The following is a 12,111-nucleotide window of genomic DNA, read 5'->3' as shown; positions in this document are numbered from 1 at the left end:
AACTACTAAATTTGCCTACTGGCGCTGTACCACTTAAGTGGTCAGCGTCTGGTAGTTCACTGTTCTATTCTTTTAATCGGAATCTCGATCGCAAATTCAGTACCTTTCCCGTTCGCCGAAAAACAGTTGATTTTACCTTTGTGTTTTTCGACAATAATTGAATGGGAAATTGCTAAACCCATTCCCGTACCCGAACCGATCGGTTTTGTAGTATAGAAAGGGTCGAATATCCGCTGCTTGACTTTATCGGTGATACCTGCACCGTTATCAGCAATTACGATCCTAGCGAAATTACCTTCTACCTCTGTACGAATGCGGATAATTCCCGGATTTTCGGGCGGATATTGTAAAGCGTCGATCGCGTTAGCGATAATATTCATAAACACCTGATTCAACAGTCCGGCGTAGCATTCCACCAGCGGCAATTCTCCGTATTCTTTAATGACTTGAATTGCAGCGCGGTCTGGCTGAGGTTTCAGACGGTGTTCTAAAATCATTAATGTGCTGTCGATGCCTTCGTGAATATTAACATCTTTCATCTCCGCTTCATCGAGACGAGAGAAATTCCGCAAACTCCGCACAATATCCCGGATGCGAGTTGCTCCCACCTGCATCGAAGATAGCATTTTTGGCAAGTCGTCGAGCAAGAAATCCAGTTCTAACCGCTCTATTTCTTCCTGAAGATTTGGAGAAGGTTCTGGGTGTTCTTCTCGATACATTTGCAGCAGTTTTATTAGGTTTCCGGTGTATTCTTCAGTGTAGGTTAGATTGCCGAAAATAAAGCTGACTGGGTTATTAATTTCGTGGGCAATTCCTGCTACCATCTGACCGAGACTGGACATTTTTTCGGCTTGGACGAGTTGAGTTTGAGCAAGCTTAAGTTCGCACAGAGTTGTTTCGAGTTGGGCAGTTTGTTCTTGCGCGCTCCGGGCTGAATCGACGCTTTGAGTGTAGAGTTCCGCTTGATTAATGGCGATCGCCAATTGATTGCCCACCGCCAGTAACAGTTCCACTTCCTCATCGCTCCAACACCGCACTCCGCTAGATGAACTGCAGCCAATCATTCCAATTTTACCCGCAGATGTTTGAACCGGAATGTTAAGCAGAGAGTGGAATCCTATATAACTGAAAAACTCCCGCTCGACTGGATCGGTAACAGTCTCAAAATCATCGATCCGAATTATTTCCAAATTAGCAATTTGCTCCGCCTGAGAACCTGTTGCAGTAACAGGAAATACACCTAAAAGCGAAGAAGAAGAATCAGCATTTCTTGCTTCGTACTGCACGTCCCAAACTGGCGGCGATGCGTCGGGCGAATACCAAACAAACACGCAGCTATCGAGTCGTAGCAAGTCGCGAATCTGCTGCACTGTTGTTGCCAAAATAGTATCTAAATCCAACGATTTGCGGATATTGCTAGCTAGTTGGTTCAGCAATATTTCCTGCTCTGCTAATTTGCGAAATCTTGCTTCCGACTCTTGCAACTGTCTTTGAGATTCTTTTTGTTGTGTAACGTCCAAACCTAAACCTATCAACCCGATCGCCCTGCCATAATCATCTTTTACCTGAGTTTTAATTGTCTCCAAGTGGTGATACTCGCCGTCAGCCAACTGGAGCAATTCTTCAGAATAACAGGGAGTATCTTGGCTCCAGGCTTGCGCGTCCGATGCCATGCAGTTAGCAGATGCTTCTAATCCCAAAACTTCGGAATAGTGAGAGGCTGCCAAAAATTGATCTTCGGATACAGCCACATCTTCGCAGAAAGTTTTATTGACTAATAACATCCGCCCGCTAGGATTTGCCATCCACACCCAGATCGGAGCGTTGTCAATAATTGTCCTCATAGTTTGCTTTTGGGCGGCGAGAGCCATTTCTGTTTGTTTGCGCTTGATGCCCAAGGCGATCGAATCAACACTTGATGCTAAAGCAATTAGTATTGATTCCTGCAACTCATGGCGAGCAAACATCACGATTACTCCCAGCAACTGATTGTCAACAATTAGCGGATATCCAGCAAAAGCTACCATTCCTTCTCGCGAGGCCCATTCTTTGTCACTGACTAGGGGATCTGTTTCCACAGAATTAGTGATGTGAGGTTTTCGATCTCTGGCGATTAAACCAATCTTGAATTCACCGACAGCAATGCGGCTGTGAGCGCCGTCAATGTGAGTATAGATCCCCCCACTTGCTTGCAATTCCAAGACATCTCCCTGTTCGTTCAGCGTCCAAATCCGAGCCAACGCAGCATCCAAATGGCGCACAACTGCATCGGTACATTTTTGCAAAGTTGCAGGTAAACTCTGGTTTTGAGTTAGAGCAATTCCAATATCTGCTGTGAATAAAGAAATTTTCAATTGTTCTGCTAAACTTTGTTCTGCTTGTTTGCGCTCTGTAACATCCGTAGCAGCACCGAGACGCTGCTTGATTTTTCCAGACTCGGTTCTGCTAAATACAATTTCGCGGCTGACGAACCAGTGCCAATTATTTTGTTTGTCGCGCACCCGATATTCGTATTCAACAACCTCGTCGTCGGGAGTATTTTTTAATTGCTGCAAATATTCGGGAAATTGAGCTAAATCTTCAGGGTGGACAATGGTCGGCAACAGATTGCGGCCCATGGTGGCAATTTCTTCGAGGCTATAGCCTAGAGTTTCAGCGAGTTCGCGGTTGCTGTAGACATTTCGATGCTCGATATCATCGTAAACATAGAGAATATTTGGAGTTGCATTAGCAATGCGCTCGACAAAATGCTGGCTCTCTTGCAGGGCTGCTTCTGCTTGTTTGCGATCCGTAATGTCGATCGAATTACCAATTATGCGGTAGATGTTGTCAGAGACATCGCGCAGCGGTGTCAGAGTGACGATATACCAGCGTTCTGCGCCTTCCAACTCGGCGCTGGTTTCGTAAGCAATCGAGCTGCCGGCTGTCAAACAATCTACGTAACTTTGTCGAAAAATTGCTGCTATTGGCGGGGGAAAAATTTCTTCTGGGGTTTTGCCTTTGAAATCGGCACTCAAAATACCTGTAGACGCTTCTGCAGCAGCATTCCAGCCAGCGTAGCTAAACTCTCTTTCTGCGCCGACATCTATTACGAAAATAGGTTGATTAGAGCCGTTATAGATGCTGTTTAAAAATTCTTCTTGTTCGCGCAATTGGATTTCGGCTTTTTTTCGTTCTGTAATGTCGGTGGAACTGCCGACAATGCGATAAATTTTGCCCGAGGCATCCCGCAGGGGAGTCAGATTTGTCATAAACCAGACTTCTATACCGTCAAAACTAGCGGGATATTCGCGGACAATCGAGCTGCCTTTTTCCAGACACTCGATGAAATTCTGCCGGAACATTCCTGCGGTAATTGGATCGAAAAGCTCTTGGGGAGTTTTGCCGCGCCCGAATTCGCTGCTGATGCCGCCGAGTAAGTCGGCTGCTAGGTTCCAGCCAACGTAGCGAAATTCTCCGTCTTCGCTGACATCTACTACGAAAATGCTGTAGTCTACGCCGTCATAAATGCTGCCCAAAAATTCTTTTTGCTGCTGTATTTCTTGTTCTATGATTTTGCTCTCTGTAATATCCGAGTGTATGCCCACCCACTGGCGAACGCTGCCGTCTGCGTTCAATAGGGGCACACCGCGCACGCTCATGTACCTGTACTCGCCGTCGTGCCGCAGCAAGCGGTGTTCTATTTGGTATAAGGTGCTGTTGGCAAGTGCATCAGACCACATCCTGGCAGTATATTCTCTGTCGTCTGGATGGACATGATTGAGCCACCCCCATCCTTTAATTTCGTCGTAAGTCGCTCCGGTGAATGCACTCCATCCTGTTTGTTCGGTGACAAATTCGCCTGCTGCTTGAGTATCCCAAACAATTTGGGATGTGGCTGCAATTAAGCAGCGGTAGCGTTCCTCGCTTTCTTCCAGGGCTTTTTCTGCTTGTTTGCGATCGCCAATATCGCGAGCAACTCCGACTACACCGATGATGTTTCCGAGTCGATCGCGCAAAGGACTTTTGGTAGAGAGAAATGTTCGGATGTTACCCTCGCTATCTTTTCCTGCTTCCTCGATCGTTTCCTCAATCCCAGATTGCCACACCCGGCGGTCATTTTCCACCAGCATATCTGCAATCTCCGGCGAAAATAATTCTGCATCTTTTTTGCCAATAATTTCCGATTTTGGCAAGCCAATAATGGCTGCAGCCTGAGAATTTACCAATAGGTGGCGGCCCTGAATATCTTTGACAAAAATGCTGTCACCTGTACTTTCGATGACGCTTTCCAAGAGGATGTTTTTTTCTAGTAGCGCGGCTTCTATTTCTTTGCGATCGCTGATGTCGCGAGATATGGCAACTATGCCGATAATATTTTCTTGAGAGTCGCGCCAAGGATATTTCGCTGTGAGCAACGTTCGCACCGCCCCGTTTTTTGGTATATATTCTTCATAAGTCAAACATTCTCCGGCTGCGGTGACTTTGCGGTCAGCTTCGATAACTTGAGCGGCTATTTCAGGGGGAAATAATGCTGAATCGTCTTTGCCTATAATGGCCTCGACTGGTTTTTCAAAAAATTGAGCTAGGGCAGAATTAGCGATCGCGTACCGGCCTTCAATATCCTTGACAAAAATCAGATCCGGCGTGCTTTCTATCACGGAACGCAAGATAGAATTGCTGTGTTGGAGCGAATCTTGGGCTTGTTTGCGATCGGTAACGTCGCGACCGACACCATACATCAATTCTTCCTCGCATACAGGGCTAGCAGTCCAGGCTATCCACTTGTAAGACCCATTTTGACACAGCCAGCGGTTTTCAAAACCAACGGTATTATTCCCCGCAGCAATACTTTCAGTTTGTTTTAGGGTACCTTGGCGATCGTCTGGATGCACGAATTCAATGAAGAGTTTGCCAACCATTTCGGCTGGGGAATAGCCGAGGATTTTTTCTGCTGCTGGGTTGATCCGTTTGAGATAACCGTCAAAACCAATGACGCACAAAATATCTGGCGAGAGACTAAAAAAGCGATCGCCCTCGTCGGTTTTACCCGATTGGCGATCGTTTTTCTTAGCAGCAGAGGCGTGCGATCGCGCTGCTGCGGCCAGCAGAACAATATTTGCTATTACCAAAAATGCCAGGGCGATCGGGCGATCGTACAAACCACTGGCACCGCTTGCTACCAGCCACCAGTTTAGTACCAGCAGTACGACTATCAAAACTGAGAATTGGCTGCTGCGGGCGATCGTCCCTAAGCTGATGTTTTTTTTATACAGCATTCTGGATTTAGTTTTTTGTTTTCTGTTGACTTCTGCCGCCGTGATTTCTCTCAACCGTATTTGCAGAAAGTGCAACAATTTATTATTTCTTTTTTTGATATGAACTGAATCTGTCATTTTTTCACTCCAAAATCAAGAGGAATATTGGCTGTTGAGAACTTACAATAAAAATGTTTAAATAGTGTAAAATATTTTAAATTTACGAATTTTAGTATTGTAAGTCCTACCTAAATCTCAGCATTCCCACAAGCAAATTAAGTATATCTACGCAATTAGCAGTTATTTTTAAGAGCTAACGCACCTATTTTATAATTGTTTTTTCAACAGGCTTAGAGGGTCTATTTCTCATCATGCACTAAACATTGCTGTGAGTCATTGGACATTTGGCCTAATCTAGCTAGTCCCGACACAAAAATTAATTATCTACAGTAAATTAGAAGCGCATTGTTAAATGATATCATGTCCGGTCGATTGCCAAAACAAAAAGGGTTTGTAGTGCGTCCTGGTATCCGCAGAACGAAAGCGGACACTAGGACGCACTACAAACCAAATCTTATCGAGGTACGCGGGCGAGCAATTCCCGATAAAATTGCCAATCGCGGACAGATATTGAAATAATCTGCGTCCATCAGTGTAAATGCGTCTTAATCTGCAGTCAGCCTCGCGATCGAAGATTTAGGCACTCTTGTCTGCTGCTTCGCGGCCTAATTGCTGTTGGCGAATGCGTTCCAAATTGCCCGCCGGAATAGCAGCTATAAGTTGCTTGGTGTAAGCTTGTTGCGGTTGGCGGTAAATGCGCTCGGCTGTGCCCATTTCCTCGATTTTACCTTTGTTCATGACGATCGCCCGATCGCTCATAAACTTAACCACGCTCAAATCGTGAGAAATAAAAATATAAGTCAGTCCAAACTCTGTTTGCAACTCCTTGAGCAAATTTAAAACTTGCGCCTGTACCGACACATCTAAGGCAGAAACCGACTCATCGCAAATAATAAACTTTGGATTCAAAGCCAAAGCTCTAGCAATACAAATTCGCTGCCGCTGTCCGCCAGAAAACTCGTGGGGGTAGCGCCGCATAATATCGGGATTCAAACCCACTCTATCCAACAAATAAGCCGCGCGATCGCGCTGTTCTTTCTGGTTCTTGCCAAAGCGGTGAATCACCATCGGTTCCATCACCGCCGCCCCAACACTCAGGCGCGGATCGAGAGAACTAAAAGGGTCTTGAAAAATAATTTGCAAATCGCGCCGCAGCCACCGCAATTTGCGATCGTACTCTTTTTGCCTTTGATAATTAGCGATCCACTGCCCTCTCGCACTACTTTTCGCAGGAGGAGTAATTTCTTGACCTTCAAAAAATACTTGACCGCTGGCGATCGGAATTAATTGCAATAAAGCTCTCGCTAAAGTTGATTTTCCGCAGCCGGATTCGCCCACCAAACCCAAAGTTTCCCCAGGATAAACCTCAAAAGAAATATCGTTTACCGCCATAAACAAGCGTTTAGTTTCGCCAAACATTCCCTGCACGGGAAAACCGACTCGCAAATTATTAACAGCTAACAAAGGCTGGGAAATATTCGGCAGTCTGGGCGGTTTTCCGGTGGTAAAAGCGGACAGTCCACCGCTGCTGTCGCCGTCTAAATCGATATTTTTCTCGACAATTACTAATTCGCCGCTGGCATTTGTGCTGACATCCATAAAATCGGAAACCGTCGGTAAGCGGCGCCTTTGCCGATCGAGAGTTGGGCGGCAAGCTAACAGACCTTTTGTGTAAGGATGTTGGGGATTGCTGAAAATTTGTTCGATCGCAGCGCACTCAACAATCTTGCCTCGGTACATCACCGCCACCGTATCGGCAATTTCAGCAATGACGCTTAAATCGTGGGTAATAAAAATCATTGCCATGCCTCTAGAGTCCCGCAACTCGCGCAGCAAAGCTAAGATTGTGGCTTGGACGGTTACGTCTAAAGCCGTGGTCGGTTCGTCAGCAATTAATAATGTTGGATTGCAGGAAATGGCCATTGCAATCATCACGCGCTGGATTTGACCGCCGGAGAGTTCGTGGGGGTAGCGATCGAGCATAGCTTGTTTTTGGCCGTTGATGAGCTGCATCAAATCGCGATCGGCCTCCCGACCAGCTTCTTGCTGTCCCAAACACCGCTGCCGGAGTTCCTCGTCTCCCGGTAGCAGCTTCACCTCTTGCAGTAGAGAAGCAGCTTTGCGCCGCGCTTCTGTCTGCGACACCTTTTGGTGCAAACAAATGGCTTCTGTGAGTTGAAATCCGATCGTGTAAACAGGATTTAGCGAACTCATCGGCTCTTGAAAAATCGTCGCAATCTGGCTGCCCCGGTAGGTTTGTTTTTCCCTGTCCGGCATGGCCAACAGATTCACACGCCCGTGGCTAGCGCCGTTTTTGCTCGGAGAAAACCAAATTTCGCCTTCTATCTTCGTTGACGAACTCGACAGCAAATTCATCACCGCCAGGGATGTTACCGATTTTCCTGACCCCGATTCTCCCACGATGCCCAGAGTTTGCCCTCGCTTGACCTCAAACGAAACGCCGTCAACAGCTTTGACTGTTGCAGACGCATCACCGGCGTCCGCAGATGGAAATTCAACCCGCAGGTTGCGAACTTCGAGGACGGTTTCACTCATGGATATCTACGGCAAAAGTTAAATACAGATTAGGTGGATTGTAGCAGGGCTCGCTCAAGGCAGAAGGCAGGAGGAAAGTCTTAATTTTTAAATTAGAAATTTTTTAACTAATGGCGATTTTCGCGCTGATGAGTGAAATATGGTCGGGTAGTAGGGACAGGGCACTGCTGTGTCCCTACTATATTTCATAGAATGGAAAACTGCGATCGAACTCAAAACTGACAAGTCGGAACTACTTAAGTGCCTTCTTACAGAGAGGAATTTTCTCAAAAACCTATGACTTGAGTGTCAGCAGGCAATGCAGTGGCCTCGGAGACCTTTTTAAACACGGTTGCTTGCTCGTTTAAGGAATTAGGTCTCGCCTGTCCGGGATTGGTGCCTTGCAACTGAAGGCGCATTTGACCTTCGGGAGTCAACTCAAAAACAGTTTCAACGGTTTCTGTGCTGCTGAGGCCAACATCCAGGTGCATCGGTTTTTCACCGAGATTCACTTTGTATCTCATTTCTTTGGCGCGGGCTGGTCCGTCGGGGCCTTTAGCCATGAGAAACAATTTGCCTTCTGGGGCGAAGACGAAGGTGAAAGACTGACCGGATGGGACTGTACCTTGCCATTGACCTAGGAGTTGCTGGTCGATGTTGCTAGCGGCCGGGGCGGCTGCTTCGGCAATTGTTGGTTCTGCTGCGGATGCCGGGCCCGGTGAAGCGTTGAAGCTGGCGAGGATGCCGAAGCAAATGCCACTTGCGATCGCTTTGCCAATCATTTTTGAATTAGACATGAGACCGATCTAAAAATTGGTTATTCTTTTGTACACTCTAGCGGTAAAAGCGTAAATTGTTTAGTTTTAATTGCTTTTAGACATAGATATATAGCCTTTCTGTGCTCTGGTATGAGGTACTATGCGGCATAAACCTCCGTGGGCATAGGCCTGCGCCGGCCCGCGCCGGCCATACCTCACCACGCGATCGAACCGCTATAGGTGGATATTCAAACCTGCAACGCGGTTCTCATCCCTAGATTAAAGCTTGTCTTGAGCTTGTTGAAGAATCACGGGCTGTCAGTTTTTTTTTGTGGTAAAATCCAATACAAATCCGGCTTTAAAGGCACAGCTCGCTGTCCTAAGTCGATCGTTCTCAACCCAGAACAGCTAACTGACTGTTGCTTTCAGGAGCGGCACCAGAGAATTTTGTCCTTCTGCTATTAATGCTATTTCATTAATTGCGTTCAGGAGCGCGATCGACTTGTTCTGTTTCAGATTCTGTCTGAGATTGTTGCGCTGCTTTCTGTTGATTTTCCGAGCGTTTAGTTCGCTCCAAAGCCTCTGCGTAAGACCAAGCTACGCTCACAATAAAAGCTTTGGCAATGCCGTCAAAATTTTTGGAATCATCGCTTTCGGGCGCTGGTGCTTTTGGGTTGCCGTCGTCCGTCATATTTTTATTTTCTCCGGGGCTGGTTTTTCTAGCGATTGGAAGGCAATGTGCGATCGATACCCACAAACTTTGATTTTTCTTGCACCCGCACCCTACTGATCTTTGAGGATATGACCTCGCTCACCATAAATAATATCATAAATACGCTAATTGCCCGATCGCATCAGAAAGAAATCTTAACTTCGCTGATTGTCCGCAGCACTGACTCCTGCTGAAAACTGCGCTTGTAACTGCCAATAATTTCATGAATAGATTTAGTTTTTTGGGGGCTATTTTCATAAATTAAAATCACTATGTTTGATTTTTCTATAATCAGAATTTCCGAACTGTTAAAAAGCTGCCCGGAGCCGTCTAATACAGTTAGTTTTTTCCGAAAACGAGGGGTGATAGCTGTCTTGACAAACTGCTGCCATTCTGATTCCTAAACAATCTCGCCTCCCGGTTTAGTTAAACCAAAACACAGTTCATCTTTGAGGAAATTTGTTTGCTGTTAGGATCGGAAGTTTCTGGCAGTTTAGCGCGGGCCATTGTCGCCGGAAACACAGGCAGGACTAAGAGCAGACAGGTCAAACCAAGACTGTGAAGATGTTTGTTCATATATTATTTTTAACGCTTCGTTGCTTAAACTACTGGCAAACATACAGGCACCAAAACTGTCAATACCAATAAAATTTGTATCTTACATCGTTTAAAATAATTTAAAACTTAAATTTAGCTAAAAATATAGTGCGAGATGTGAGGTTAAATGCACATCTTGCACTATATTAGGAACGGGATTTTCGGCCCTTGCCACCAAAAAAACTATTCCTAATTCTTTAATTCGCGGATACTTCTCTTAGCGGTGTCTTGGTACATTTCCCCAAATTCTTTCACAGCAGCTCCTGCCTCTTGCCCGATCTTCTGAGCTCTCTCGCCCGGATCGTTTTTAGTTTCGCGAGCTTCTTGTCTCCATTCCCGAGTTGTTTGAGGTCTGTCAGGATTGTTGAGATCCCCATTTGAACCGACTTGTGCGTTATAAGCTTTGTTGCTGTTTCCCGCATCAACATTCGTTGTCATCAGCATGAAACCGACTAAGACAACACTCAAAAAACTCTTGATTTGAAAGCCCTTCAGCAGGGAATTGATGCGAGCGATCGCTGTAGAAATCAAATTCATCTGGGTAATACTCCGTCAGTTAATTGGCGATAATTTTCAACATTTTTTCATCTAATTGACTCGCTCCAAAATCCGCAGCTAACGCCAGCTTAAGCCGAACTTAGCTTTTAGATCCTGTCCGTTCGATTTACCGCAATCGACCGGAAATGATGTTACTTGTAATTAGGCACATCAATAGAGTCATAGGTGAGGGATAAAATCTCTTCAAAACCAAACCCATGTGTGAGTCAACTAGCTTTTTCAAACACAAATATCACGTTAACAGCATCAAAATGCTTGTACCTCTTACTAAAGTCATAAGTTAGTTAGAAGCCGAAAAACCAAAATTCAGCACATAGTTAGACAAATTTAGCTCGATCGCGCTATACAAGAGCGATTTTTATTGCAGCCGATCGCCCGTTCTGACATCAAACCAGTGCAGGAACTGAGCCGGCAAAACCAGCTCGACAATTTCAGAGTTCCACTGGCGGTCATTTGGCACCAAAAGCCGCACTGTTACTGACTCCACACCTTTAACTCGGACGCTAACCAAATTTTGCATTCCCAAGTTTTCCACTAAATAAACCTCACCTTTAATTGCCTCTGGGGCCGCTATCTTGCCGGCCTCTGCATCTGGAAAACCGACGTGTTCCGGGCGAATTCCTAACACAATTTCTGGTGGCACAGTTGGCATATTGGGGAGTGGAATTCCAAAATTACCTAACATCGCAAAATTTCCCTGGCATTTAAGCTCAAACAAATTCATTTGCGGGCTGCCCACAAAACCCGCGACAAATTGATTGGCAGGACGGTTATAAATTAAGTGTGGGGGATCTAGTTGCTGGACAGTGCCACTGTGGAGAACTGCGACTTTTGTAGAAAGCGTCATTGCTTCGGTTTGGTCGTGAGTGACGTACACTACAGGAGCTTTTTGTGATGCAAATAATTGTTTGAGTTCTGCCCTCACTTTTTCCCGCAATAATGCGTCGAGATTGCTCAAAGGTTCGTCGAGCAAAAATACTTCTGGTTGGCGCACTAAGGCGCGACCGAGGGCGACTCGCTGCCGCTGTCCGCCTGATAGTTTACCGGGTTTGCGATCGATTAATTCCGTCAATCCGAGGGATGTTGCAACTTCCGTCACTAACCGGTTGATTTCGCCGGAGGAGATTTTGCGAAGTTTGAGGCTGGATGCCATATTTTCGTATACTGTCATGTGCGGATAAAGCGCGTAACTTTGAAACACCATTGCAATATCCCGATCGCCCGGTCTGAGATTAGTCACATTGCGATCGCCAATTCTAATCTCGCCGCGAGTTGGCTGTTCCAATCCTGCAATCAACCGCAGCGTGGTAGATTTGCCACACCCCGACGGCCCCAGCAAGGTAAGAAATTCGCCTTCGCTGACTTCTAAGCTAATATCTTTTACCGGTACAACTTTGGGGCTGTAGGTTTTATTGAGGTTTTTTAGTTGTAGTTTTGCCATGATTTTTATAAGGAAGAAGGAAGTTCGGCAACGAGCAATGTACGGGATGTAACGGATGTAACGGATGTAACGGATGTAACGGATGTAAGTCCGTCGGAAGAAGGAAGAGGGAAGAGGGAAGAAAGAATTACTAACCGCGAAGGCGCGAAGGGC

At 46.0% G+C, this 12,111-nt stretch carries 8 protein-coding genes; all 8 read right to left on the bottom strand.

The window, feature by feature from the left end:
- Positions 1-56 precede the first annotated feature (56 nt).
- The gene (locus QUA97_RS05355) at positions 57-5,375 is read right to left on the bottom strand and encodes a PAS domain S-box protein (protein ID WP_333193689.1); all 5,319 of its coding nucleotides are present in this window, start codon (positions 5,373-5,375) and stop codon (positions 57-59) included.
- Between the two features lie 558 nt (positions 5,376-5,933).
- Positions 5,934-7,913: an ABC transporter ATP-binding protein gene (locus QUA97_RS05350; RefSeq protein ID WP_194066698.1), complete on the bottom strand. Its 1,980-nt coding sequence runs from the start codon at positions 7,911-7,913 to the stop codon at positions 5,934-5,936.
- A gap of 266 nt (positions 7,914-8,179) precedes the next feature.
- Positions 8,180-8,689, bottom strand: a complete 510-nt coding sequence (locus QUA97_RS05345; RefSeq protein WP_194066699.1) for a hypothetical protein — start codon at positions 8,687-8,689, stop codon at positions 8,180-8,182.
- A 436-nt stretch (positions 8,690-9,125) separates the two neighbouring features.
- Positions 9,126-9,341, bottom strand: a complete 216-nt coding sequence (locus tag QUA97_RS05340) for a hypothetical protein (protein WP_194066700.1) — start codon at positions 9,339-9,341, stop codon at positions 9,126-9,128.
- A 163-nt stretch (positions 9,342-9,504) separates the two neighbouring features.
- Positions 9,505-9,729, bottom strand: a complete 225-nt coding sequence (locus tag QUA97_RS05335) for a DUF3574 domain-containing protein (RefSeq protein WP_333193796.1) — start codon at positions 9,727-9,729, stop codon at positions 9,505-9,507.
- Between the two features lie 59 nt (positions 9,730-9,788).
- Positions 9,789-9,938, bottom strand: coding sequence for a hypothetical protein (locus QUA97_RS05330; RefSeq protein WP_333193682.1), 150 nt, complete (start codon positions 9,936-9,938; stop codon positions 9,789-9,791).
- Between the two features lie 210 nt (positions 9,939-10,148).
- Positions 10,149-10,496 (bottom strand): hypothetical protein, encoded by a 348-nt coding sequence (locus tag QUA97_RS05325; RefSeq protein ID WP_194066701.1) that lies wholly within the window; start codon positions 10,494-10,496, stop codon positions 10,149-10,151.
- 379 nt (positions 10,497-10,875) lie between these two features.
- Positions 10,876-11,958: an ABC transporter ATP-binding protein gene (locus tag QUA97_RS05320; RefSeq protein WP_194066702.1), complete on the bottom strand. Its 1,083-nt coding sequence runs from the start codon at positions 11,956-11,958 to the stop codon at positions 10,876-10,878.
- Positions 11,959-12,111: the final 153 nt, after the last annotated feature.

The sequence above is a fragment of the Microcoleus sp. CZ3-B2 genome (assembly GCF_036705055.1).
Lineage (GTDB): Bacteria > Cyanobacteriota > Cyanobacteriia > Cyanobacteriales > Microcoleaceae > Microcoleus.
The sequence above is the reverse complement of the archived record's forward strand: the minus strand, read 5'-3'. Positions and strand labels throughout refer to the sequence as shown.

Excerpts from the sequence above, each read along its gene's own strand:
- QUA97_RS05355 (WP_333193689.1), bottom strand. The coding sequence starts at position 5,375 with ATGACAGATTCAGTTCATATCAAAAAAAGAAATAATAAATTGTTGCAC.
- QUA97_RS05320 (WP_194066702.1), bottom strand. The coding sequence starts at position 11,958 with ATGGCAAAACTACAACTAAAAAACCTCAATAAAACCTACAGCCCCAAA.
- QUA97_RS05345 (WP_194066699.1), bottom strand. The coding sequence starts at position 8,689 with ATGTCTAATTCAAAAATGATTGGCAAAGCGATCGCAAGTGGCATTTGC.
- QUA97_RS05340 (WP_194066700.1), bottom strand. The coding sequence starts at position 9,341 with ATGACGGACGACGGCAACCCAAAAGCACCAGCGCCCGAAAGCGATGAT.
- QUA97_RS05325 (WP_194066701.1), bottom strand. The coding sequence starts at position 10,496 with ATGAATTTGATTTCTACAGCGATCGCTCGCATCAATTCCCTGCTGAAG.
- QUA97_RS05350 (WP_194066698.1), bottom strand. The coding sequence starts at position 7,913 with ATGAGTGAAACCGTCCTCGAAGTTCGCAACCTGCGGGTTGAATTTCCA.
- QUA97_RS05330 (WP_333193682.1), bottom strand. The coding sequence starts at position 9,938 with ATGAACAAACATCTTCACAGTCTTGGTTTGACCTGTCTGCTCTTAGTC.